Source organism: uncultured Polaribacter sp. (genome assembly GCF_947501385.1).
In the GTDB taxonomy this organism is placed as follows: domain Bacteria; phylum Bacteroidota; class Bacteroidia; order Flavobacteriales; family Flavobacteriaceae; genus Polaribacter.
Genome location: NZ_CANMVP010000008.1, coordinates 69,267 through 94,630, shown reverse-complemented (window position 1 = coordinate 94,630; position 25,364 = coordinate 69,267). Strand labels below are relative to the sequence as shown.

General features: G+C 30.5%; 29 protein-coding genes. 15 read left to right on the top strand and 14 right to left on the bottom strand.

Annotated elements, in window-relative coordinates:
• Positions 1-40: 40 nt before the first annotated feature.
• From Q0998_RS07135 to Q0998_RS07115, 5 genes are all read right to left on the bottom strand, one after another.
• The gene (locus tag Q0998_RS07135) at positions 41-1,213 is read right to left on the bottom strand and encodes a hypothetical protein (RefSeq protein WP_299668156.1); all 1,173 of its coding nucleotides are present in this window, start codon (positions 1,211-1,213) and stop codon (positions 41-43) included.
• 82 nt (positions 1,214-1,295) lie between these two features.
• Positions 1,296-2,048, bottom strand: a complete 753-nt coding sequence (locus tag Q0998_RS07130; protein WP_299668153.1) for an AraC family transcriptional regulator — start codon at positions 2,046-2,048, stop codon at positions 1,296-1,298.
• 648 nt (positions 2,049-2,696) lie between these two features.
• Positions 2,697-2,963, bottom strand: a complete 267-nt coding sequence (locus Q0998_RS07125) for a hypothetical protein (protein ID WP_299668150.1) — start codon at positions 2,961-2,963, stop codon at positions 2,697-2,699.
• A gap of 47 nt (positions 2,964-3,010) precedes the next feature.
• Positions 3,011-3,592: an NAD(P)H-dependent oxidoreductase gene (locus Q0998_RS07120; protein ID WP_299668147.1), complete on the bottom strand. Its 582-nt coding sequence runs from the start codon at positions 3,590-3,592 to the stop codon at positions 3,011-3,013.
• A gap of 119 nt (positions 3,593-3,711) precedes the next feature.
• A complete protein-coding gene (locus tag Q0998_RS07115; protein ID WP_299668144.1) occupies positions 3,712-3,990 on the bottom strand; it encodes a Nif11-like leader peptide family natural product precursor in 279 nt (92 codons plus the stop codon).
• 104 nt (positions 3,991-4,094) lie between these two features.
• Here Q0998_RS07115 and Q0998_RS07110 point away from each other — a divergent pair, with 104 nt between their 5' ends.
• On the top strand, positions 4,095-4,436 hold the full coding sequence (locus Q0998_RS07110; RefSeq protein WP_299668141.1) for a helix-turn-helix domain-containing protein: 342 nt from the start codon (positions 4,095-4,097) through the stop codon (positions 4,434-4,436).
• A 121-nt stretch (positions 4,437-4,557) separates the two neighbouring features.
• On the opposite strand, the gene Q0998_RS07105 is transcribed toward Q0998_RS07110, so the two are convergent.
• From Q0998_RS07105 to Q0998_RS07095, 3 genes are all read right to left on the bottom strand, one after another.
• Positions 4,558-4,872, bottom strand: a complete 315-nt coding sequence (locus Q0998_RS07105; RefSeq protein WP_299668138.1) for a hypothetical protein — start codon at positions 4,870-4,872, stop codon at positions 4,558-4,560.
• Between the two features lie 197 nt (positions 4,873-5,069).
• The gene (locus Q0998_RS07100; RefSeq protein ID WP_299668135.1) at positions 5,070-6,161 is read right to left on the bottom strand and encodes a helix-turn-helix domain-containing protein; all 1,092 of its coding nucleotides are present in this window, start codon (positions 6,159-6,161) and stop codon (positions 5,070-5,072) included.
• A 469-nt stretch (positions 6,162-6,630) separates the two neighbouring features.
• The gene (locus Q0998_RS07095) at positions 6,631-6,996 is read right to left on the bottom strand and encodes a DoxX family protein (RefSeq protein WP_299668133.1); all 366 of its coding nucleotides are present in this window, start codon (positions 6,994-6,996) and stop codon (positions 6,631-6,633) included.
• 155 nt (positions 6,997-7,151) lie between these two features.
• On the opposite strand from Q0998_RS07095, the gene Q0998_RS07090 reads away from it, so the two are divergent.
• The 4 genes from Q0998_RS07090 (at position 7,152) to Q0998_RS07075 (ending at position 10,859) form a co-directional block, all read left to right on the top strand.
• Positions 7,152-8,003: a universal stress protein gene (locus tag Q0998_RS07090; RefSeq protein ID WP_299668131.1), complete on the top strand. Its 852-nt coding sequence runs from the start codon at positions 7,152-7,154 to the stop codon at positions 8,001-8,003.
• Between the two features lie 130 nt (positions 8,004-8,133).
• Positions 8,134-8,973, top strand: coding sequence for a universal stress protein (locus tag Q0998_RS07085; RefSeq protein WP_299668128.1), 840 nt, complete (start codon positions 8,134-8,136; stop codon positions 8,971-8,973).
• A gap of 145 nt (positions 8,974-9,118) precedes the next feature.
• The gene (locus tag Q0998_RS07080) at positions 9,119-9,952 is read left to right on the top strand and encodes a universal stress protein (protein WP_299668124.1); all 834 of its coding nucleotides are present in this window, start codon (positions 9,119-9,121) and stop codon (positions 9,950-9,952) included.
• Positions 9,953-10,037: 85 nt separating this feature from the next.
• Complete coding sequence (locus Q0998_RS07075; protein WP_299668121.1) at positions 10,038-10,859, top strand: universal stress protein; 822 nt, start codon at positions 10,038-10,040, stop codon at positions 10,857-10,859.
• A 105-nt stretch (positions 10,860-10,964) separates the two neighbouring features.
• On the opposite strand, the gene Q0998_RS07070 is transcribed toward Q0998_RS07075, so the two are convergent.
• On the bottom strand, positions 10,965-11,999 hold the full coding sequence (locus Q0998_RS07070) for an RluA family pseudouridine synthase (protein WP_299668118.1): 1,035 nt from the start codon (positions 11,997-11,999) through the stop codon (positions 10,965-10,967).
• Positions 12,000-12,069: 70 nt separating this feature from the next.
• Positions 12,070-12,624, bottom strand: a complete 555-nt coding sequence (locus tag Q0998_RS07065) for a PASTA domain-containing protein (protein WP_299668116.1) — start codon at positions 12,622-12,624, stop codon at positions 12,070-12,072.
• A 90-nt stretch (positions 12,625-12,714) separates the two neighbouring features.
• Here Q0998_RS07065 and Q0998_RS07060 point away from each other — a divergent pair, with 90 nt between their 5' ends.
• From Q0998_RS07060 to Q0998_RS07035, 6 genes are all read left to right on the top strand, one after another.
• Positions 12,715-13,692 carry a D-alanine--D-alanine ligase gene (locus Q0998_RS07060; RefSeq protein ID WP_299668114.1) on the top strand — a complete coding sequence of 326 codons (978 nt, stop codon included), beginning with the start codon at positions 12,715-12,717 and terminating at the stop codon, positions 13,690-13,692.
• Between the two features lie 52 nt (positions 13,693-13,744).
• Positions 13,745-14,209: a pantetheine-phosphate adenylyltransferase gene (gene coaD / locus Q0998_RS07055; protein WP_299668111.1), complete on the top strand. Its 465-nt coding sequence runs from the start codon at positions 13,745-13,747 to the stop codon at positions 14,207-14,209.
• Positions 14,210-14,211: 2 nt separating this feature from the next.
• Positions 14,212-15,183 carry an energy transducer TonB gene (locus Q0998_RS07050; protein ID WP_299668108.1) on the top strand — a complete coding sequence of 324 codons (972 nt, stop codon included), beginning with the start codon at positions 14,212-14,214 and terminating at the stop codon, positions 15,181-15,183.
• A 5-nt stretch (positions 15,184-15,188) separates the two neighbouring features.
• Entirely contained in the window at positions 15,189-16,934 is a 1,746-nt protein-coding gene (locus Q0998_RS07045; protein ID WP_299668105.1) for a M14 family metallopeptidase, read from the top strand.
• Between the two features lie 3 nt (positions 16,935-16,937).
• Positions 16,938-18,041 (top strand): lactonase family protein, encoded by a 1,104-nt coding sequence (locus tag Q0998_RS07040; RefSeq protein ID WP_299668102.1) that lies wholly within the window; start codon positions 16,938-16,940, stop codon positions 18,039-18,041.
• Positions 18,042-18,228: 187 nt separating this feature from the next.
• Positions 18,229-18,993 (top strand): Eco47II family restriction endonuclease, encoded by a 765-nt coding sequence (locus tag Q0998_RS07035; protein ID WP_299668100.1) that lies wholly within the window; start codon positions 18,229-18,231, stop codon positions 18,991-18,993.
• Here the strand turns inward: Q0998_RS07035 and dcm are convergent.
• From dcm to Q0998_RS07020, 3 genes are all read right to left on the bottom strand, one after another.
• Entirely contained in the window at positions 18,966-20,210 is a 1,245-nt protein-coding gene (gene dcm, locus Q0998_RS07030) for a DNA (cytosine-5-)-methyltransferase (RefSeq protein ID WP_299668098.1), read from the bottom strand. The genes Q0998_RS07035 and dcm overlap by 28 nt on opposite strands.
• Before the next feature lie 74 nt (positions 20,211-20,284).
• On the bottom strand, positions 20,285-21,946 hold the full coding sequence (locus Q0998_RS07025; protein WP_299668095.1) for a SulP family inorganic anion transporter: 1,662 nt from the start codon (positions 21,944-21,946) through the stop codon (positions 20,285-20,287).
• A gap of 235 nt (positions 21,947-22,181) precedes the next feature.
• Positions 22,182-22,778: an NUDIX domain-containing protein gene (locus Q0998_RS07020; protein WP_299668092.1), complete on the bottom strand. Its 597-nt coding sequence runs from the start codon at positions 22,776-22,778 to the stop codon at positions 22,182-22,184.
• Between the two features lie 7 nt (positions 22,779-22,785).
• Here Q0998_RS07020 and pyrE point away from each other — a divergent pair, with 7 nt between their 5' ends.
• The 4 genes from pyrE (at position 22,786) to Q0998_RS07000 (ending at position 24,551) form a co-directional block, all read left to right on the top strand.
• Positions 22,786-23,427 carry an orotate phosphoribosyltransferase gene (gene pyrE, locus Q0998_RS07015; RefSeq protein WP_299668089.1) on the top strand — a complete coding sequence of 214 codons (642 nt, stop codon included), beginning with the start codon at positions 22,786-22,788 and terminating at the stop codon, positions 23,425-23,427.
• A 13-nt stretch (positions 23,428-23,440) separates the two neighbouring features.
• Positions 23,441-23,830 carry an SRPBCC family protein gene (locus tag Q0998_RS07010; RefSeq protein WP_299668086.1) on the top strand — a complete coding sequence of 130 codons (390 nt, stop codon included), beginning with the start codon at positions 23,441-23,443 and terminating at the stop codon, positions 23,828-23,830.
• 98 nt (positions 23,831-23,928) lie between these two features.
• Positions 23,929-24,228: a nucleotidyltransferase domain-containing protein gene (locus Q0998_RS07005; RefSeq protein WP_299668083.1), complete on the top strand. Its 300-nt coding sequence runs from the start codon at positions 23,929-23,931 to the stop codon at positions 24,226-24,228.
• Between the two features lie 47 nt (positions 24,229-24,275).
• Complete coding sequence (locus tag Q0998_RS07000) at positions 24,276-24,551, top strand: HepT-like ribonuclease domain-containing protein (RefSeq protein ID WP_299668080.1); 276 nt, start codon at positions 24,276-24,278, stop codon at positions 24,549-24,551.
• A gap of 63 nt (positions 24,552-24,614) precedes the next feature.
• On the opposite strand, the gene Q0998_RS06995 is transcribed toward Q0998_RS07000, so the two are convergent.
• Entirely contained in the window at positions 24,615-25,346 is a 732-nt protein-coding gene (locus Q0998_RS06995) for a biotin--[acetyl-CoA-carboxylase] ligase (RefSeq protein WP_299668077.1), read from the bottom strand.
• Positions 25,347-25,364: the final 18 nt, after the last annotated feature.

Below are 25,364 nucleotides of genomic sequence, written 5' to 3'. Positions count from 1 at the left end.
TGCCATATTCCGTTTTGAAACTATTTTATTACATACTTTATTACATAGTGTGAATATGTTCTCCCCAATATGCGCTTAGCATACCCAACTTAAACCCTTTGAATTCTTTAAACAATAATTCTTTCTGTTTTTGATATGCAGCTGTATTATTAATTTTAAGATATTCTCTAGCGAGCTCTAAATGTATTCTTTGCCATAACGTTAAATTTCCGAATGGATCAAAATAAGAATCAATTCTGTAATTATGTTTCACCCCTGTCCAAGTAAATTTTGAATCTTTAGAGATATTGGTCAATAGCTTCAAATAGGACTTAATTGCGATTTTTGAATCTATTTTGTTTCTCAATACATCATATTTAACTTTAAAAAATTCTAATTCCAGTCCAGGCCTATCTTTGTCTAGTTTATTAATTGCATAATCAACCAATTCTTTATTTATAACATCAATTTTAGATTGCATCCCGAGAAGATTAAATGTAGTAATTGCATAAGCATCATTAATTTTGAAGCTTTCTTCTTTTTCCTTAAGAGCAATTTTTCCATAAGAGCTTGGCTGGATAATCGTGTAACCTTTTGAAGCCAAATTAACTTCAATATCGTTTTTATGCAAAGCTCCTATAACTACTAATATTGTATCATTCTTACTATATTTTCGGCATACGGATTCAATTCTTTTAGCCTGCAAAAAAGTGCGATACAGAAACAATCTTCTTGCGAAATCATTGCTTACTTTTTTTGAGTGATTCGCATACCATTCCTTATTATTTTCATAATAGTTCTCTTCATCAGCAAAATAAAAATCTTTATTAAATGAAGTACTATCAGAAAACACGGTAAAGCCCCAAAAGCCACTCGGGTTGCGTGTAAATCTTGGCACTGCTAAATCAGCAACGCCAAAAGCTAATTCTAAATCCTCATCTTCAGGAATCCAATCAATAGGGTATAACGGAATGCTATTATCTTTTGCATATGGAATTATACAGTATTGCTGCTCAAACGTAAATTCATAAAAATCATTTTTTAGATATTCTCTTGGTGAACGCTCTATACATATTCCTTCTGGATTAACCTTATCCATAAAGGCTCTTAATATTGCAGGTTGATGGTTCGTATTTACAAGTTGTGCAGAATGTTCTACACCAAGAACCACAACATTTTGAGCGGTAATTGTAAATACAAAAAATTGAAAACTTAGAAAGAGCAGTAATTTCATAAACAGATTTTTTTACAAATCTACTTTGTAATGTGTTCGAAATCAAACTTCTTCTATTACACAAGATATACTGTAATGTATTTTAATTTTTATTTTCTATTTCTTTAATAAATGTTTTTGGCGATGTTCCCTTGTATCTTCTAAAAATGCGATAAAATGAAACATAATTCTTGAAACCTGATTCTGCGGCAATATAATCTAGAGAATACTTTTTGTAAGCAGCATTATTTATTTCTTGGGTTGCGAAATTCAGTCTATATTCATTTACAAAATCATAAAAATTTTTATCAAATCCCTTATTAATTACGTAAGATAATGTAGACCTACTCCAGCCTATAAAAGATGCTAAATCCTGGAGTTTTAATTCTTTATTTAAATAAGGCTCATATTTATTCATAAAATCTAATAAATTACTTTTGTAACTATCAATATCTATATTCAAAGAGCCGTTTACGGTTTCTTCTTTTTCTATAGTCACTATTCTGGTTTCCCTAAATCTAAGTATATAGAAAAGAAACACATGAGGAATCAATGAGAATAAGAGGAAGGGCAACTTATCTATAACTTGGGTGTCAAAACTTAAATATTGTAGGCATAATGAAAGTGGAATAGTGATTGTTAAAATACTTGCTAAAAAAACAAGTTGATTTGAGAATAATTTTAATTCAATCTCATTATTGGCATATTCGTTCAACAGTTTTTTCCTTAGCTTTCTATTTAATCCGAAGATTTTTAAGATATAAAATGCTACATATATAGAAAACAATAAAACTATCCAAATAGGATCATTTAGACCTTGACTACCATACATCTCTAATTTATCTTCATTCGCCATAGTAATGGTTGGCAAAAAGAAGAACAGACTCAATACAGGTATCAAAAGATGAAGATACCAATATTGAAAAATTTCATTTATTTTCTTTTGGAAAATGAATAATAAGGGTACGATACTAAAAAATAATGGACTTGTAATAAAAATTAATTCTGGATAAGTATTTTCTAAATTTGAAAACCTAATTATCCTTTCTAGCAATATTAGAATTGTACATAATAGAATTAACACTAACCAAATTGAATATTTTAATTTGAGCCTGTTTCTATTATACATCAATACGATAATAGAAAAGGTTGCATTTATAACACCACTAGCTAAAATTAAAGAGGACCAATCAAAAGTCAATTTTTATAAAATAATATTAGCATATAAAAGTATACTATTTTCAAACAATTTAAAAGGAAATATCGTGTCTTTTGGATAGATTTTTTTGTGAAACAACACTGTCTGATAAAGTGTCTAAGCACTTGCTAAAACGAATACTTGTCTTTAGCCTATAAAAACACCTAACATTGTATATCAATTATCAGGATGAATTCATCTTTTAACCCGTAGTACATTTCATTACAAGACATAGAAGCATCTCTTGCTTTGAGATTAACTATTTTTTAAAGTCTTTGAAAAATAAACGATTTTAATGTTAAAGACTCAAAATTGTTTTACCAAATTATAATAATTCACATTTTTTTTGAATTGATACAAAGGAAGACCTTCGACTAGTTCTTTTGCTTTTTGCTCATCAACATTTTTAAAAATCAAAATAGCACCATCACGAGATTGCCTTAAAAACAAATGTTCTAAAATACCTTGTTGTTTCCATATGCTAACAATTTCTTGTTCTTGCTTTAAAATTTCCTGAAAATTAGTAGGGGTTTCTTTAATTTCAAAAATTAAAATGACTTCTATTCTATCCATGATTAGTGAATGTTTATTTTTTATAAAAATAATGGTGATAACTCATCTTACAAGAACGCTTCAAAGGCTTTCACTGAATTGTGAACGTATTCTTTTCTTGTTTCTTCACTAACCCGTAGAACACCACCATTGAATATATGCTCAATAGTTTCTATTCCACAGTATTCAAAAATTCCCACATTGGAGGTTTTATTTAATGCTGAAAACATATCACTTTCGTCATAGATATTGGAAGGAGTCCCCATATTAGTTACCAAAAACACTTTTTTACCTTTTAATAATCCTTCTAAACCATTATCACCAAACTGATAAGCAAAGCCATAGCTGAAAACTCTATCAATATATCCTTTGAGCATCGCTGGAAATTGAGTCCACCATAGTTGATATATCATAACAACTACATCAGCTTTGGTAATTAAATCTTGTTCAATTTCAATATCAGCAGGTATATTGCCAGTGCGTAGTTCCTGTAAATCATTACTACTTAATATTGGATTAAATTTCAGTCCATATAAATCCCGGATTTCTGTATCATGATTTTTTTCTTTTGCTTTTTCAACAAGCTTAGAAACTATGGATGTTGTAAAACTTTGGGGATTAGGATGCGCATAAACAAACAAAATAGTCATAAATTATCTTTTTAAGATTGTATTTAAATTATTGATAGCATTTATTGAATACAGATTGAAAATTAAGTAGTTCGAGTTAATGCTCCGCTTCGCTCCGCCTTAACTCGAACTCCAGACGGCTACCTTCCGTATTTAGAATAAGCTTCCAAACATTTTAGCCACCAATTTTCATCGGTATAATAAATAACTAATTCTTCATCAGTAAAGGACAGTATAGTTTCAGACTGATGTCTTATCATATCTGCTGCTGAAAAATTAAAACCGTGTTTGTTTGCTACTTCGGTAAGTTCTTGTACATTTTTGGTTGCCATATTTTCTTTCTGCAACTCTTGATTACTGCCAGTTTCTTGTAGAAACCTCATAATTTCATTCTTAATTTCTTCTTTTAATATACTCATGTTAAAAATTTTTATTAAATTAGTTTCAAAACTAAACTATTTATGGTTTAATTTTGAAACTATAATAAAAATTAGCTAAATTTGTGGTAACAGAATGGTAACTAATGGCAAGAAAAATAATCGAAAATCCAGAAAATTGTCCACTGATATTTTCAATGAATGTAATAGGCAGCAAATGGAAACCTCTTATTGTATATACAATTGGTAAAAAGAAGCTTCGCTTTGGGAAATTAAACTTTCTTATCCCTGCAATATCAAAAAAAATCCTCACGGAACAGTTAAAAGAATTAGAGTATGATGGAATACTGATAAGAAAACAATATCGGGAAATACCACCAAGAGTAGAGTACAGTTTAACAGAAAGCGGGAAAAACCTTTTACCGCTATTGATAACTCTTTGTAATTGGAGTAAAAGTTTAATTTTAAGCCACAAGGATTTATACTAAATATGGCAACTATATAAGGGTTGTTATTTATAATTAAACCAATCTACAAAACGTTAGTCTTATACTTGAAAATGGTAACTATGAAAAACATAATATTTGGGGTTTTAGTAATCAGTTTTCTTCAAAGCTGTAAAATACCTAAAAAAGGATATTGTTTAGTACTAGTCACCTTGAGATGACCTTCATTACTCAATGCGGCAATATTGTTTACATACTTAAAATAATTAATACTAGACACACTCTCATAAATCGAAGTAATTATGTGCTGGGCTTGTTGTTTAAAATCAGGATTGTATTCATACAGTAAAGGGTTAAATTTTTCAATAGATTGAACCAAAAATTCCAAATCCTCAATAACTTGATTTTTTGAATATTCTTGACAATTTGACGGAAGAATGTTTAATCCAAATATAGCTACTATTAAAAAATGCTTCATTTCAATTACATTTTATGTCGATTGGTATGTGTTAATTTCACTGTATCATACGCTCATATAATGACTAAGAACACTTTGCACACCAATTATAAATTTCCCTCAGCAAAATACTAATATACTGGTAAGAAACAGTAAAATCAATTTACCAATGTTGTCCCAAAAATATAAATAGCACCTTAATTTGTGTGCTTTTATTCTTATACTGAAATCTTACTAACAAACTCATTAGGCGTCTCTCCTTCAAGTTCTTTAAATACTCTAAAAAAGGTAGATTTGGATTTGAAGCCGCACTCTTCTGAAATTCCGATAAGTGAATAATTCTTATGATTTGTTTTTGCAACTCTGCTTTTAAACTCTTGAACTCTATAGAAGTTCAATAACTCTGTGAAATTTTTAAACTTTTTCACAATCAAGTATTCCTTAATATCCTCTATATCAACATCTATAATTTTGGAATATTCATTCATAGTGAGTTTAGGAAACAAATATCTTTTATTATATAATAAATCCTCCTCAATTATCATGCTGATCTTATCATCTAAATTTTGCGCTAAGAATTCTTCATTTCTTACCGAAGTATCTGATACAAAAAACTGCTTTAGCCATTCGGCTTCGGTAATTGAATAAAGCGGCAGAACAAAACAAAAAAACACCCATATAGGATAAAGCAAATAGGAGAAATAAAATGAAGAAATAGCTGATGATATCTCTTGAGAAAAAGACCATGGTATAAATGTTAAAGTTGAAATAATAGAAATTAAAGCTGAAAATATTAAATATACATTTACACTAACATAGAACCACCAAAAGCGGTTTTTTAAAATAAATTTTTCATTACTTTTCTGTTTTTTTACTAATCTATAACCAAGAATAAAGTAAATGATTACCGACAAATCACCAATAGTTCCATATATTACCTTACTAGCAAAAAGGAAAGTAGCAAGCATTGGTTTAATCACAAAGTACAATATCGAAATAATAAAAAATGGTAAAAGATGTGCTGTGATTGTCTTAATTTTTATTTTCTGGTTTATTAGAGAGACTAAATATATGTAAAGAACTGGTCCATAAAAAAGACTGGAGAATAATGGAAGTAGAAAATAGAATATTTTTGAATCATTTAATTTTAAATAAAATACATCAGCAATTAGTACAAAAAGGGCAATTGAAACAAAATACCCTAGAATATAATTCCGAATGTTTTTTGAGAGCATATTTACCAAAAGTGCAATCGACAGGTTTAGAATCAGCCCGTACTCTAAAATATTAATAAAATATTCTGATCTCATTAAATTCTTATTGTTATAAAATTAGTTTTCTTTATTAAAAATATAAAACTTATATAAAAGACAATTATTTATTTCTTTTGTTACAGTTCGTAATTAATTGAATAAACTTATAAATCATACTTTACAAAAGTATTGAGTAGCTCCATATTTTTAGAATCAAAACCTAAAACTGATTATTAATTTCAGAGTAACAATTTCAAAAAAAAATTACTACTGCAAGTAGTAATAAAAGAATATTTATTAATTATAAAGTATTCACCAAGAATCAGTAAAAAATTATTGCCTTTAGAATTTATTAGTCTGTGGCATTATATTTAGTCTGATGTAAGCAAGTTTTAATAATCCAACCTGTTCAAAAGCTAAATATTAGATTCTTTTGACTTATCTTTTTAAAAGTATAGCTCTAAGTATTTTTTTTTAATTTTTAATTAAAAACACGAAGGAAGCTAAGTACTCCCTTCGTATCAGGTTAAGATTTTTGTTTTGCACTAAAGCGTAAGAATTCTGGATATCGAATAAGTGTTGCTGCCCAAACCAAACACAAAATAGTAATCTGGAACCCAATATTTTGGTCGTGTCCAAGATGCGCCGATACAGCACCTGCCATAAGTGCAGACATTAATAATGCACCAATTCTACCCGTTTGTGGGAGTATAAAAAGGACAACAGTAATTAATTCAAAAACTGCAACCATTTGTGTATAGGGCTCAAAACCTATCGAGGTCATTTTTGCCTGCATTTCAGGGCTAATAAATTTTCCGATTACACCCCAACCCGTTGCGAGACAAGCAATAATAGTAACAATCCATCCGATTATTTTTCTTTGTTTGTTCATGATTTTAGTTGATAAATAGTTATAAATATGATAGAAAATAATTAGTAGATCTTATTGATAGAAAGCAATATTCATGCATAAATTACAGTACTGATAAATATCATATCCTCTTTATAAATTTCATTATAATTTTGTCTACATACAAACAGATTATTATGAAAAGAAAAGTTTTAGTCCCAACAGATTTCTCTGAAACAGCTCAAAATGCATTAAGATATGCTATAAAAATGTATAAAAATGAGCCTTGTGATTTCTACTTGCTGAATTCATTTTCCGTAAATAGCTTCACGCTAGATAGTTTAATGATTCCTGAACCTGGTGAAAAAACCTATGATCTTGCTGCAACAAAATCTAAAAATGGACTGAGCAAAACAGTAGTAAAACTAGATTCAAAATATAATTCTACTGAGCATCACTTTCATCAAATTTCCAAATTTGCAACGCCTCTCGTGGCTATAGAAGTACTAGTAGAAGAAATGGATATAGAAATGATTGTAATGGGAACAAATGGTGCTGGTAAAAGAAGAGACAAAATTTATGGTAGCAATACAGTTATTACGATGGAAAAAATTACGAATTGTCCAGTACTTGCTATTCCAAGAGAAGCAAAATTTCCTCCTACGAATGAAATAGTATTTGTAACGGATTTTTCGATACCATATAAAAAAAATGAATTATTAAGCCTTAAAGAAATTACTCATAAAAGTGAAGTTCCTCTTCGTATTCTTCACATCAGTAACAATATGTCAATCAGTGAAAAACAATATAAAAATAGAGATAAGCTTCCCAAATATTTTGAAGGCATTGATTATTCTTTCCATACTCTTAATAGCAATAACATAGAAGAAAGCGTACATTTTTTCTCCGATAGTAGAAATAGTGGTATGATCATTTTTATGAATAGACAGAATAGTTTTCTTAAAAGAATATTTTCTACTTCAATGGCGAAAAAATTAGGATCATACACTAAAGTACCCATAATGGCTTTACATGATTTACACACTTAAGAGAGGTATTATTAATAACAATGTATTCTTTATACCTAGGTTTTCTTTACTGAAACCTAACTGATAAATATCATTGTAATGTAGGAAACTAAAAAATACATTTGATCTCATTTTTATCACATAACACTTTATGGAACGCAGAATACTTTTACCAACAGATTTTTCTAAGAATGCTCAAAATGCGATGGACTATGCTATCAATTTATATAAAGATGAAGTCTGTGAATTTTGTATTCTAAACACCTATGAGATTGAACCTTATACAATGGAACTTACGGCTATAAGAGATTTAAAAAAATCTAAAAGAAAATCAAATATAGGCTTGATACATGTTCTAAAAAGACTATTAAACACTAATAAAGTTACCAATCATAAATTCCATATAATATCTGAATGTGGCTCTTTAATAAGTGTTATAAAAGAGGTAGTAGATAAACGGGATATCGATATGGTTATTATGGGAACCAAAGGGGGGACAAATTCTAAAATTGAAATTTATGGTACTCAAACCGTTCTTGCCATGGAGAAAATTAGAAACTGCCCTGTGCTCGCTGTTCCTAAAAAGGCTACGTTCAAAGGCATTAAAGAAATAATATTTCCAACAGATTATAAAACAAATTTTAAGAGGCGAGAATTTCAGCACTTAGTAGATATCGCTGAAATAACGAAATCAGCAATAAGAATTTTACACATATCAGTCAAGGATAAATCTCTAAATGAAGATCAGTTGAATAACCAAATACTTCTAAAAAGTTATTTTGAAAGACTAGAATATTCGTTTCACACGGTAAACGACACCGAGGTACAAAAGGCTATTAATGTATTTATAAAAACTCGTGATGGTGATATGGTAGTCTTTATTAACAAAAAGCATAATTTTCTTGAAAGTATTTTATTTAAACCTATGGTTAAAAACTTAGGGTATCATTCCAAAATTCCTGTGTTGGCGCTGCACGATTTAAGAAATTAAAATTCCTCTCAATTAATTAGTAAAAAACTAGATTACAAAAAAAGTTGTAAATTAAAGCGATGTAACAAATCTACTAGTAACCAAAACGATCATTTAATATCTTATTAAAAAGATCTAGAAAAGTATGATGTTAAACACAGTAAAATTGAACTCAAAACTAATTGTATACCCAACTGATTTCTCTGATTGTGCCAAAAATACAATGCCTTATGTCATCGCATTAGCTAAAGCACTAAAAAGCAAAATTAGGATAGTACATGCTATTGAGATTGGTTCGTTGGCATCTGCTGAAAAAAATCCTACCATTCTCTTAGATACAATTAGATTGTTAGAGGAAGAAGCAAAAAACAAGCTTGTAAAACTCAAAGAAAGAATAGAAGCTTTTAATCTGGAGTGTGCATATGACATTGTACGAGGTCAGACCTTATTTCTTAAGGAATATATGGAGAATTTAGACCCACTTATGGTTATAATGGGTACAATTGGTAACCATGGTATTGAGAATAAAATTTTTGGAAGTTTAGCTGCCCAAACCATTCGTAATACAAAATCTATTGTATTGACGGTTCCTAAAGAAGCAAAATTCGATAATTTATCTGAAATAGTTTTTGCAACAGATTTTCATATAAAAGACACAACCTGTATTAGGTTTATCAAAGAAATTATACAATACTATGGAGCTGGTCTTCACATAATTCATATAAGTAGATATTTTGAAGATTTAGAACAAGAAAGAGAAAAGCTTTTACAATTAGAAACCGAAGTAGCCAAAATGATTAGCAGTGAAAATTTCCGATTTGAACTTCTTTATGCGAAAGATATAGAGGATGAACTGGCAGCACTTCTCGAAAATTCAAAACCAGATATGTTAGTCTTAATCACTAGAAACCGAAACTTTATTGAGCGCATTTTCGAAAAAAGCCTATCTAAGAAAATGGTAAATCATACACATACACCTGTACTTGTTTTTCCTAGTTGATATCGAAGCGTTTTCAAACTGATAAATATCATGGTGTAACATTTTTTTATAGTATAGATTTACAATCCAAAATACATCCCATACTATGAAAGTATTAATTCCAACAGATTTCTCTCAATTATCTAAAATAGCCATTCAATATGCAATAGACTTAAATAAGGATATTAAATTTGACTTGGTGTTACTTCACTTTATAAATACCAATTCGCAACCAATGACTAGAATTAGTTCTAGAAAGTTAGAAGAAGCCATCAAAATAGGTTCAAAGCGGGATATGGATGAGCTCATTAAATCAATTAAAAAGGAAAACAATAACAATATTCAAATAAGCACTAGAATTATTTTTGGTACCTCTATGGCAAAAGAAGTAGAAGTATTTGCTCTAAAGAATAATGTTGATATCATATGTATTGGCACTAAGGGAGCTACTGGCATTAAAAAAATTATTTTTGGAAGTAATGCAGCAAGTATTATTACAAATAGTAGTTTACCTGTCCTTACAATCCCTGAGCATGCAAGTTATAAAGGCATCAATAACATCGTATATTCAAGCGATCTACAAAACTTAGAAGAAGAACTTGAAACTATAATTCCATTTGCAAAATTATTAAAATCTTGGATTCACATTCTTCATATTAAAAAAGAAAATGAAGATTTTGAAGAAGATTTACACCTTCGAGAAAGAAGACTAAAAATAATATTTTCCTACAAAAATATAAAAGTAAAAGAACTTCAGAGTGTTTCTATCGTAGAAGGTATCAACCAATATGTTTCAGATATAAATGCAGATATGGTCACAATGTTTACGCATAGCACTTCTTTATTTGAGAAAATATTCAATAAAAGTGTAACCCAAAATACAGCATTTCAAACGAAAACACCACTACTTACATTTCAAAAAGAATAGATACTTAAATCATATAAAAATACAATTACAACCCGTTGTGCATTTTGAGTTAAATATATTCCAAAATTTTTCAGGACGGGGACGTACAGAAATGAAAAAAGCTTCCTAAAGTTCGTCTTTAGAATTGACGGTATAGTTTCTCCATTTCTCTAAACAATCTACCATATCTTGTGGTACTTCAGAGTTAAACTGCATAAAATCACCCGTTGTAGGATGCGTAAAACCTAATGTTTTAGCGTGTAGTGCTTGTCTTGGTAATGTTTTAAAACAGTTTTGTACAAATTGCTTATACTTGGTAAATGTAGTTCCTTTTAAAATATCGTTTCCACCATAACGTTCATCATTAAATAAGGTATGCCCAATATGTTTAAAATGTGCTCTAATTTGATGTGTTCTTCCTGTTTCTAACTTACATTCTACCAAAGTAACATAGGTAAGTCTTTCCAGTACTTTAAAATGGGTAACTGCATGTTTTCCAAAATCACCATTCGGAAAAACATCCATTTGCAAGCGATTTTTTAAACTTCGACCAATATTTCCTTCAATACGACCTTCATCTTCGTCTATATACCCCCAAACCAAAGCATAATACAAACGTTCTGTAGTTCTGTCAAAAAACTGACGCGATAAATGAGCCATTGCAAATTCAGTTTTTGCAACCACTAACAATCCACTGGTATCTTTGTCTATTCTATGCACTAAACCAGGCCGTTCATTAGAGTTGGTTGGTAGATTTTCTATGTGATGAATTAAGCCGTTTACCAAGGTTCCAGAATAGTTTCCATGACCTGGATGCACCACCATACCTGCCGCTTTGTTTACCACCATTACCGCATCATCTTCATAAATAATATCTAATGGAAGCTCTTCTGCCACCAATAAGTTTTCTGCTGGCGGATACGTTAAAACAACCCTAACGATATCTTGTGGCTTAACTTTGTGGTTCGATTTTACAGCAACGTCATTCACCAATACATTTCCTGCTTTTGCAGCTTGCTGTACTTTATTTCTTGTCGCATTTTCAATAAAATTCATTAGAAATTTATCTACGCGCAAAGGTTCTTGTCCAGCACTTGCTACAAACTTATGGTGTTCGTATAATTCTTCATTCTCTAATTCTTGACTCTGTTCTTCCTGCAAAATAATAATTTTCTTAAATTCCTATCAACTTCCCACTTCAAGCTTCCAACTTCCAACTTCCAACTCCAAGTTAACGTCTCCCATCTCCTAAAACCAAATCTACAATTGAGTTTAAGGGCAATTTATCTCCTTCGTTTACGATGGTACCGTTGTAACGCAAACCTCTCACAACATCTTTACCAATATCACTTACATAGGTAAAATTTGTACCTACATTTAACCCCATAGCTCTTAATTGAGAAGATGCCTGTCTCTTTGTTCGTCCATTTAAATTCGGAATTGAGACATCTCTGTATTTAGACGGATTTAAAGTCAGGTAAATTTTACGTTTTTCCTTTACAAAATCTCCTGCTTCTGGTGTTTGCTCTATCACAGATCTTTTTGGATACTCTGGATTGTAACTCGCACTGTCTATAATTTTATAATCTAAATGTAATTCCTTTAACTTTCTATCAACATCATCTAAAGTTAATTTTTGTAAATCGGGAACCTGTATTTTTTGGTTGTGATTTGTAGTAACACCCAACCAATATTTTAACAGAAAAACAAACAGAAACAAACCAACAATTGCAATCGCAATTTGTATAAAAAAAGTTTTACTTTTTAAAAATTGAATCAAACTCATACCTTTTTTTTTATCTCACAAATATATAAAAACTAAACGTTGCTATTTCTATTTATATTTTGATAAATTTGTTTTATTATTTATAGTAAAATGAAGAAAATTATTGGCATTGTAATGGGGGGTTATTCATCTGAAATACATATTTCTATCAAGAGTGGAAATGTGGTTTATAACCATTTAGACAAAGAAAAATACACCGTTTTTAGGGTTTTAATTCTAAAAGAAAAATGGGTTGTTTTAGATGAACAAGAAAATGAATACCCGATTGATAAAAATGATTTTTCGTTTGTATTGAACAATAATCGTATGGTCTTTGATTGTGTTTTTAATGCAATTCATGGCGCTCCAGGAGAAAACGGACAACTATTAGCCTATTTTGATCTTATCAATTTAAAACATACTTCTGCCCCATTTTACCAAATGGCATTAACGTTTAACAAAAGAGATACATTGAGTGCTGTAAAAGCGTATGGTATTAAAACGGCAACATCCATTTATTTAAATAAAGGTGATATCATTAATGTTGATGAAATTGTAAAAAAGACAGGGTTGCCTTGTTTTATCAAACCAAACAATGCCGGTTCTAGTTACGGTATTTCGAAAGCGCATACAAAAGAAGCTATTTTACCAGCTATTGAAATTGCTTACAAAGAAGATTCAGAAATTTTAATCGAATCTTTTTTAAATGGTACAGAAGTTTCTGTAGGTGTTCTTCAATACAAAGGCAAAACGAAAGTGTTGCCCGTTACAGAAATTGTTTCAGAAAATGATTTCTTTGATTATGAAGCCAAATACGAAGGAAAATCTAAAGAAATTACCCCTGCAAGAATTTCTAAAACACAACAAGAAAAAGTCGAAAAAGTAGCCAAAAGAGTCTATGAAATTTTAAACATGTCTGGTTTTTCTAGGTCTGAATATATTTTTGTAGACGACGAACCTTATTTTTTAGAAATGAATACCGTGCCTGGTTTAACAGAAGAAAGCATTTTGCCTCAGCAAGCACAAAAAGCAGGAATATCTTTAGCGGCATTGTTTGACAATGCTATTCAAGGAACATTAAATTCATAATATCAAAAAAGTTACGCAATAATCTTTAAATTTGTGCTGTTAAACATTTCACATGAAAAAAGCAATTTTTCCTGGATCTTTTGATCCGATAACATTAGGTCATTATGACATTATAGAAAGAGGTGTCACACTTTTTGATGAATTAATTATTGCTATTGGTATCAATGCAGAAAAGAAATACATGTTCACTTTAGAAGAGCGTAAAGAATTTCTAGAAAAATGCTTTGGTAACAATCCAAAAATAAAAATAGTAACTTATAAAGGTTTAACGGTAGATTTCTGCCTAAAAAATAATGTCGATTTTATTTTAAGAGGACTTAGAAATCCTGCAGATTTTGAATTCGAAAAGGCAATTGCACATACAAATAGAGATTTAGCCCCCATAGAAACCGTCTTCTTATTAACAGCAGCAAAAACTTCTTATATTTCATCTTCAATTGTAAGAGATGTTATTAGAAATAATGGAGATTACACAAAATTGGTTCCTCAAGCCGTAAGGGTAAAATTTGATAAATAAAAATGGATATATTGATAAGGCTTACAACATTGTTTTTAGTTGTTTTTTCTGCATTTGGGCAAACAAATTCTTATTATAAAGCAGGAGATACTTTATACTATCAAAACAATAGGGCAACCTATTTAAAAACAAACACTTTAATTATTATTAAACAGACAAATGTTGCAAAGAATAGAAATACTTTTAACGTAGAAAAACATGTTTTAGATTCTATCTCTAATACCTATATATTAAATGCTAGGTTTATAACAAATGGTTTGCAACAATTAAAAGCAAATGGCACTTTTACATCCTATCATAAAAATGGAAACATTTCTGCCGTAGGAGAAACTGTAAATGGAAAAATTGGCAACGGTATTTGGACACATTACTATGAAAACGGTGAAAAGAAATCTGAAGAAAAATTATCTAAAGAAACTTTTTTTAATGATCAAAAAGTGAATTTAGTGGTGAACTTTTGGGACAAAAAAGGAATTCAAACTGTAGAAAACAGCAATGGTTTTATTCAATCTATTTCCAATGAAAATGGAGATACTATTAAAGGGAATTATAAAGACGGATTAAAAAACGGACTTTGGACTGCATTTGATGGGGCTACAAAAGTGTACGAAGAAACCTATAAAAAAGGACAAATTATAAAAGGAACTTGCTGGGATGCTGAAGGAAATGCTATGAAATATAAAAGTGTTTTTACAAAAGCCTATTATAAAAAACCTGGAAATGGAAATGTTGAGAAATTCATAGCAAAAAAATTTGATGCTTCCTCAGCGGGTATCATTGGGAATATCTTAATTACTTTTATTGTCACAAAAGAAGGAAATATCGAAAATGTAGCAGTTTTAAAAGGATTGACACAAGATTACAATGCTGAAATAAAAAGGATAATTTCGGAGATGTCTAACTGGACACCTGCTAAAAAACGTGGTAAAAGTCTACAATCGGTTTATAATTTGAATCTAAATTTTAAAGGCTAATCTTTATGAAATACATAAGTGTTCTCGTGTGCATGTTGCTTATCTTGTCTTGTAACAATTCTTCAAAGAGCGAAGTTAATTTTACGACGCGTTTCGAAAAATCAGCAGGAACAGAAACACCAGAATACGAAGCAATCATTTCTTATTATAAACAATTATCGAATGAATATTCAGAAATTTCAATGTTTTCATTTGGGCAAACAGACTCAGGTAAACCTTTGCATTTGGTTGTTTACAATCGTGAAGGAATTTATAATGTGGAAGAAATTACCAACTCGACAAAAAATAGAATTTTAATTAACAATGGAATTCACCCTGGAGAATCTGATGGAATTGATGCCTCTATGATGCTCTTAAGAGACCTTGTACAAAACGATTCTTTAAAAGAAAAATATAAAAACTCTCTAATTGCCGTAATTCCTGTGTACAATGTGGGTGGCGCTTTGAATAGAAATTCGCATACAAGAGCAAATCAAAACGGACCTGTCTCTTATGGTTTTAGAGGAAACGCAAGAAATTACGATTTGAACAGAGATTTTATAAAACAAGACACTAAAAATGCCGCGGCTTTTGCAGCAATATTTCATACGGTAAATCCTGATATTTTTATAGACAATCATGTAAGTAATGGCGCAGACTATCAATATGCAATTACCCATTTATTTACCCAGCACAATAAATTAGGAGGTCGTTTAGGTAATTTTTTAGAAACTGAAATGCGACCTCAAATAGAAGCCTCTTTACAAAAGAAAAACATCATCATTACACCCTACGTTAATGTTTGGGGAAATACGCCTGAAGCCGGTTTTTCTCAATTTTTCGATGCGCCTAGATATTCTACAGGCTACACAACCTTGTTTCATACCTTAGGTCTTATGATAGAGACTCACATGCTAAAACCCTATAAAACACGTGTAGCACAAACCTATGAACTCCTATTTTCTGCTTTCGATTTCGGGGAAGAGAATTCGAAAAAAATTAAAGAGCTTCGTGCAAAAGCTGTGGAAGAAGTTCTGAATAAAAAAACATATCCAATTCACTATAAAGTAGATAGAGAAAATCCTACAATATTGCAATTTCAAGGATATGAAGCTGAAATAATCAACAGCAAAGTAACCAACGGAAAGCGCTTGTTTTACGATTCAAAAAAGCCATTTACAAAAGAGACAAAATATTACAACAACTTTCTTCCCGAAAAAGAAATTACCATTCCGAAAGCCTATGTTTTACAACAAGGTTGGCATGAAATTGTAGACAGACTAGAAAACAATCATATTGAATTTACACAATTTAAAAAAGATTCTACAATGACTGCAGAAGTGCATCATATTGCAGACTACAAAACAAGAACCGCCGCTTATGAAGGGCATTATTTGCATTACAATACGCAAATTTCTAAGACTACTAAAAAGATTACTTTCAAAGCAGGAGATTTGTATATTCCTACCAACCAAAACGGAGTGCGTTATTTGCTAGAAACCCTAGAAGCAGAAGCTACAGATTCTTTTTTCAATTGGAATTTTTTCGATACTATTTTACAACAAAAAGAAGGCTATTCTTCCTATGTTTTTGAAGATGTTGCCGAACAAATTTTAGCAGAAAATCCAGCTATTAAAAAGGCTTTTGATGATAAAATAAAAGAAGATGATGCATTTGCGAAAAACCCAAGAATGCAGTTAGATTTTGTTTATAAAAAATCTCCTCATTATGAGCCTGCACATTTACGTTTACCAATATTTAAAGTTTTTTAATTTATGAAATTTTTCTCTTTTATATTTTTAGGTTTGATGATTTCAGGATGTAAAACAACAACAGTGGAACAGCAAAGCGATACGATCTTTTATGTAGGAACCTATACTAAAAAAGAAAGCAAAGGCATTTATAAATACAGTATTTCCAAAAACGGAAAATTAAAAAATTTAGGGTTGGTTGCCGCCCTTACAAATCCTACTTTTTTAGCAAAATCAAAAGATAAAAAAGTACTTTTTGCAGTGGGTGAAACCTCGAGTGAAAAAGTTGGGCTTATCAGATCTTATCAAATTCATACAGATTCTTTGCAGCTACTTAGCAAACAAGAAACAGGAGGTTCTGGTCCTTGTTTTGTTGCTGTAAATGATAAAAACTATGTGCTAACTGCAAATTATGGCGGTGGAAGTGTCGGTTTGTTAAAGGCGAATTCAAAAGGCGAATTAGCACCAATTTTAAACATTCAACAACACGAAGGGAACGGAACTACAGACAGACAAAAAGCGCCTCATGCACATTCCACTTGGTTTCACCCAACTAAAAACGAAGTGATTTCTGTAGATTTAGGAACCAATGAATTGTGGTTTTCTACCATCGATGAAACAAAAAATGAGTTGGTACTCACAAATCAGAAGGCCCTAAAAATGGCTGATGGTGCTGGCCCAAGACATCTTACCTTTCATCCAAATAACAAATGGATCTATGTTTTAAACGAGCTGAACAATACTGTTTCTTTGGTAAAAGAGAAAGAGAACAGATATTATATAGAAAATTCAATAACTACTTTACCAACAGATTTTACAGCATATAGTAAAGCTGCAGACATTCATATTTCGAAAGACGGTAAATTTTTGTATGCTTCTAATCGCGGACATGAATCGATTGCAATTTTTAAAGTAAATCCTAAAAATGGTAGTTTAAAAAATGTTGGTTATGAATCGGTTTTAGGGAAACATCCTCGAAACTTTTCTTTATCTCCAGATAATAATTTTTTATTAGTTGCCAATCAAGACAGCGATAATATTGTTTCTTTTAAAAGAAATCCTAAAACTGGAGAATTAACTTTGGTTGATGAAATATTTGCGCCGACTCCTGTTTGTGTTTTGTTTTAGAGTATTTTATTTAAAAAATTCTAAAACAATTTGTAGCACTTTTTTCAATCTTAAAGTTTGGGGCTCATTCTAAAATTACATTTGTAAGATTTAGAAGCATTTCATTAAGAAATTATCCAAAAAATTTAAAATTTTACAAAATCAATTTAATTATCTAATTTCGTTGAATCTAAATGAATACGAAAACATGTCGAATAAGTATTTAAGTTACATATCAGATAATCATCTGCTATCTTGTATAGAAAACCTTCACAAATCTTATTCAAAAGCGAAAGCTAATGTGAGTAAGAAAAAATTTTACAAAAACAAGATAGATACTATAAAACTTACTTTTGATGCTAGTTTTAATGATTTAGATGAAGAAACGCTTATTAAAACAGAAATAAATCGTCAAATAGATAAATCTATAAACAATTCGATTGGAACTTTTCATGAACAAATTTTAGGTGGTATTGAAGGTTTTGAAATTGGTAACTTAAATGGTTTTGATATCAAAGCTTTAGACGATACGCTTTTTGCAGATATTAAAAATAAGCACAACACAATGAACAGTAGCTCTGCTGAAAGTTTGTTTCAGAAATTATCAAGCTATGCAGATAGTTATAAAAAAGCTAAATGTTATTGGGTGCAAATTTTAGCAAAAAATAGTTTTAATGAGAAATGGTTTGGAGAAATTAATGGAAAGGAATACAGTCATAGTAGAGTTTATAAAATATCTGGCGATCAGTTTTATAAATTACTTTCAGGTAAAGAAAATGCTCTTTATGAATTATATCAAATATTACCAAAAGCAATTGCTGACTATTTAAAGCTTCAAGAAAATAAAAATTCTCAAATAAATTCTGCCCTTGAAGAAATTTCTACAAGTGCTGAAATTTCAAAACGGACTATTTTAGATGAAATTACCTTTGAAAATTACAGTTATTATTTAGGTTTCGAAAAACTCAAATAATACTCATTCAAAAGTTTAATAACAGAATATCCAATTTCTTCTCCTAAATTACAAGGAACTGCATTCCCAATTTGTTTGTATTGTTGAGAAACTGAACCCATAAATTTCCATTCATCTGGAAAAGTTTGAATTCTTGCATATTCACGCACTGTAAAGGGTCTTGTTTCCTCCGGATGGCATCTTTCTGTTTGTTTTTGGGCTGGACTGCAAGTTAAAGTCAAACTTGGTTCATCCCAACCAATTCTTCTTGCAATTCCTGTTTTCCCTCCACCTAAATAAAAACTTTTCCCCATATATTCTTTTTGAATTGCTAAGGGTAGATTTCTCCAATATCCTTTTTGAGGCACCAAATCTAAAACTATCTTTTTATGTTCAGGATATTTAGATCCTTCAGACTTAGGAACATCTGAATTAAATAATTCTCCTTTTTTAAGGGCATCCTCTAGGTTATAAATTTTATTGTGTGGTTTTGGATATTCATATGTCAAGTCAATATCTTTTCTAACTCCAACTAGAATTACACGCTCTCTTTTTTGAGGAACTTTATAATTGATTGCTTTTAGCACTTTAACAGGAACAACATTATAGCCAATTTCATCTAAAATTGAAATCATTCCTTCAATCGTTTTTCCTTTTTCGTGAGATAATAAACCCTTTACGTTTTCTCCAATACAAATAAGCGGATTCACTTCTTTTACAACTCTTGCAAACTCATAAAATAGCGTTCCTCTAGCGTCATTAAAACCTAATTTTTTACCGGCGTAACTAAAAGCTTGACAAGGAAATCCGCCAGTAACAATATCTACTTTATTTTGATACTCTGAAAAATCAAATGAAGCAATATCTCCTTCTAAAACATTCCAATTAGGTCTATTTTCACGTAAAGTTTTGCAAGCCCATTTATCAATTTCGTTTAAAGCAACACATTTAATTCCTGATTTTTCTAAACCAACTGCCAATCCACCAGCGCCAGCAAATAATTCTAAAACTTTAAATTCTTTGATAGGAATTATAGAATTGTCAACAGTGTCTTCATAATCAATAGACAATTGTTTTAGCAAATCGTTTACTTGTTCTTTTCTGTAGATTCTATATTGACTAATTGGCTCCCTTACAGCAATAAACTTACCTTCTCGATCCCAACGCCTAAGTGTTTCTTTATTTTTTCCTAAAATTTGAGAAACTTCATTTAAAGAATAATAATCTTTTGTAACCATATTATACAACCTTATACAATGGTTACAAATTTAGTGCAAAAAAAGTTATCTAAATAATTTTATTATTATAAATTTTAAAACTTATACTCACCCAAAGGTTTTGGAAATTTTTCAGGATTTGCCGCTAAATGATAACGCGGGTCATCAACGTCTTCTACAATAATATCTGTAAAAATAGGGCTTGCTTTGTATAGCAAAACTTTACAATCTTCGCTTAAATGTTTTAAGGTAACTTTTTTACCTGCAGCTTGGTATTTTTCTACCAAAGCAAAAATGGCTTCAATGGCAGAATGATCTGAAATTCGTGCTTCTACAAAGTCAATTTCTACATTTTCTGGGTCTGTTTTTACATCAAACTTTTCATTAAAAGCAGCAATACTTCCAAAAAACAAAGGTCCCCAGATTTCATATACTTTGGTACCATCTTCTCTAAAACGTTTTCTCGCTCTAATTCTTCTGGCACTTTCCCAGGCAAATGCCAATGCAGAAATAATAACACCTACAAAAACGGCAATTGCCAAATCGAAAATTACAGTAACCGCAGAAACCACAATCAACACAAAAGCATCTGACTTTGGTATTTTCTTTAAAATCCTAAAGCTAGACCAGGCAAAAGTTTCAATAACCATCATAAACATCACACCAATTAAGGCGGCTATGGGTACTTGTTCGATCAACTTATCGGTAAAAAGAATGAATGTTAATAAGGTGATGGCCATCATAATGCCAGACAGACGTCCACGACCACCTGCATTGATGTTAATTACGGTTTGTCCAATCATTCCACAACCACCAGTTCCACCAAAAAGACCGCTTAAAATGTTTCCTGCGCCTTGTGCAACACATTCTCTATTTCCGTTTCCTCTAGTTTCTGTTAGTTCATCCACTAAATTCATGGTCATTAAAGATTCTATCAAACCAACCGAAGCTGCTAAAAAAGCAAAGGGTAAAATAAAAGTAAAGGTATCTAAGTTGAATGGCAGGTTTTGCCAGAGTTCTGTATTTGGTGTTGGAAATTCTCCTTTTAAACCAGTTCCGCCGCCTTCTATGATATAAGAACCTACAGTAGAGACATCCATCCCAGAAATGACAACAATAAAAGTAGTGATTAAAATAGCGGTTAAAGATGCTGGTAATTTTTTAGTAATCTTAGGTAATAACCAAATAATTGCCATGGTTAATGCGACCAAACCAAGCATGATATATAATTCTGTTCCTTGCATAAAAGTACTTGTATATCCTTTTACACCTTCGGCAGAAACTTCTAAAGTTTTATGTGAAAACATTTTTACTTGTGCCCAAAAAATAACAATTGCCAAACCGTTTACAAAACCCATCATTACAGAATGTGGAATTAAACGAACAAAACGACCCAATTTTAAAACACCTGCCAATATTTGAATAACGCCCATGAGTATCACACAGGCTAACAAATAGAAGTAGCCCATATTATCTATAGGTGTATCAAATAACATTCCTTTGGTATGCCCGTCTGCAATCATTGTTACAAAAATTACAGCCACTGCACCCGCTGCACCAGAAATTAAACCCGGCCTACCACCAAAAACGGCAGTAATTAATCCAATAATAAAAGCGCCCGAAAGCGCCACTAAAGGATCTATTTGTGCAACAAAAGCAAATGCTACAACTTCTGGAATCATGGCTAAGGAAACAGTAATACCTGCTAAAACATCATCTTTAGCATTGGGTGTTATCTTTTTTATAAATTCAGTCATGTTTTTTGTGCCTTTTTAGAAGTCGGCAAAGATAGACGGTTTTTTTAGAAAACGAGCATTCCAGACCTATTAAAATGATGTTCGTGAATTCTTTAAAAACGATGCTAAACCTCTGAAAGTCTTTGGCTTTCTTTTAGAAAAATTTTTTAAATGAGTTCGATAATTTTAAATATACTTTGTTCATTGATCAATAGTATTGGTATAATTTATATTCAAAACAGTGATTCTTTTTAGTTTATCCTTCTTTATAGGTATCATACACCAAAGCTATATTTTTGTAGGAATTTTCTAATGCTTTTTCAACTTCTTCTTCATTTTTAAACAGCACTTTTGTAATATCCTCTTCTAACTGCGGTACCAACTTTTTCGTATAATTAGAAGTCATTAAAAACCAATACGTCTCTTTGAGTTTTGTGCCATTTTGAAAATAAACATGATAGGTTGTAATTAAAGGCTTTACAATCTTTAAATTAAAAATACCACACTCCTCTTCTACTTCTCTAATAGCAGCATCTTCTATAGCTTCTCCTTTTTCAATTCTACCCTTTGGCAAATCCCATTTATCTGCTCTGTAAATAAATAAAATTTCTTTTTTAGGGTTTAAAACCAAGCCTCCAGCAGCAGAAACTATTTTAAACGTGCTTAAAAAATCTTTCCATCCTTTCTCTAAATCTGGAGTATATAAGTTTACGCCTTTAAATTTCTTATTTTTAAGTTTATGTATCATTTCTTCCGCAACAATATTCTTGAGAATGTATATAGGAAAGTTATTCTCTTTTTTTTGTGAAGATGTCACAATTATTGGCGTATCATTTACAAAAACTTTATACATTTGCGTTATGATTTTAAACAAAGATACGGCAAAAAAAACAGCTGAACTTTTACTACAAGTAAAGGCCATAAAGCTAAATCCTAGTAACCCTTTTAATTGGGCTTCAGGTTGGAAATCGCCAATTTATTGCGATAATAGAGTAACGCTTTCATACCCTCCAGTTCGTGTTTTCTTAAAAGAAGAAATTGCTAAAATAGTAGAAAAAGAGTATGGCAAACCAGATGTAATTGCTGGTGTGGCAACAGGAGCCATTGCTATTGGAATTTTAGTTGCTCAAGAATTGGGTGTTCCTTTTGTATATGTAAGACCAGAACCTAAAAAACATGGTCGTAAAAATCAAATAGAAGGACATTTAGAAAGCGGCCAAAATGTTGTGGTGGTAGAAGACTTAATTAGTACGGGTAAAAGTAGTTTAAATGCCGTTGATGCTTTAAAAGAAGCAGGTGCCGTTGTAAAAGGTATGGTTGCTATTTTTTCTTATGGTTTTGAAGTTGCGAAAGAAAATTTTGCAGAAAAGAATATAGAATTGACCACGTTAAGCAATTATGACAACTTATTAGAACAAGCATTAGACAGCAGTTATATTACCGATAAAGAACTTATTACACTTCATGAATGGAGAAGAAACCCAAGTGAATGGAAACAATAAAAAATGAAAGAAAATGAATATTGAAGGAAATAGCGTAATTATAGAAAAATCACAAGAAGAATTGTTTACTTTTTTTAGCGATTTGAATAATTTTGAAAAAATAATGCCAGAAAACACCAACAAATTTGAAGTTGATGGCGATTCTTTCTTATTCGGTTTGCCTGGAATGCCAGAAATTAGATTGGTTTTAAAAGAAAAAACTGAATTTTCTAACATTACTTTAGGAGCTGCAAGTAGCAAATTACCTTTTACCTTATCTGCGGATATTTTAAAGATTGAAGAAAATAAAAGTGAAGTATCTCTGAATTTTAATGGAGACTTTAATCCGATGATGGCAATGATGATTAAAAAACCATTGACGAAGTTTGTAGAAACCCTCACTGAAAATATTGGCAAACTTTAAAGAAAAAAAAATCTTTAATATGACACCACTAAAGTCCTACTAACATTTTTAATACATCTTATTTTCTTCTTTTGTATATTTGAGTAAAGATTACTGATATGTATTTAAATCGTTTTAGAAAAAAAATTTCCTCACTTTGTAAAAAAAACAATGTAAAACAATTATTTGTTTTCGGATCTGTATTAACGAGTTCATTTTCAGAACATAGCGATATTGATTTATTGGTAAGTATAGATGATAAAGATCCTATAAAATATGCTGAAAATTACTTTAATTTAAAATTTGAATTAGAAAAATTATTGAATAGAAAAATTGATTTACTGGAAGAAAAAGGGTTAAAAAATAAATACTTTATAGAAAACATTAATAATTCTAAACTTTTAATTTATGGAGCTTGAAGTTAAAACATGGCTTTTTGACATTCATAAATCTATAGAAGAAATAGATGTTTTTCTCCCGAATTAAAGAAGATTTTTTTGAATTTCAAAAGGACTTAAAAACTAGAAAAGCAGTTAAGAGGAATTTAGAGATTATTGGAGAAGCTTTGAACAGAATATTAAAAATAATGCCCAAAATTGCAATTTCTGATTCAAGAAAAATTGTGGATACAAGAAATAGAATCATACACGGCTATGATAGTGTTACAGAAGATGTTATTTGGTTTATCGTCATAAAGTATTTACCCAAACTAAAAATTGAAGTTGAAAAATTTTTAGAATAAATACTTGATCAAAACACAAGTCTGGAGCTAAATATAATTTTTTTATTATATGATCACAGAACTTTAAAGAAAAGAAATTTCTTTAATGCCAAATTCTTGCAAGATTTCATCTTCTAATTCAACTTGAAGTTTGCCGTCGTTAGAAATGCCGCGAATAATACCCATAAATAAAACATCCTTACTATTTTTAAACATAGTTGGGATGTTTTTTTTATACAAGACTTTTAAATAATCAGTTTCTAAAGTTTTAAATTCTTTTGAATTTAAGGTTTCAATATTCATTTTCAATTTTGAAATAATGTTTTTCAAAAGCACCTCCAAATTAAAATCCCTTCCATTTTCTATCTTTAAAGAACTCACCTTTTTTAAAGCATCTGGAAACGCTGTTTGATTCACATTCAAACCAATTCCTATAATTGTGGTGTTAATTTTTGCACCTTTTAAATTATTTTCAACTAAAATACCCGCTATTTTTTTATTTCCTGACATAATGTCGTTAGGCCACTTGATAGCAATGTTCGGAATTTTCTCTTCAATTAAAGCATCAAAAATTGCTAAAGAAATAGCAAAATTTAAGTATCTTTGTTGGGTTATTTTTAGATCTTCAAATTTTATAAAAACGCTAAACATCAGGTTCTTAAAAGAATCAGAAACCCATTTACTGCCCTGCTGCCCTCTTCCTTTTAATTGTGTATTGGTAACCACAACGGTAAAGTTTTCTAAGGCAGAATCTAGTGCCATTTCTTTTAAAAAAGAATTGGTAGAATCAATGGCATTAAGTTTGATTATTTTCAACTGTTAAATAAAGTGTAA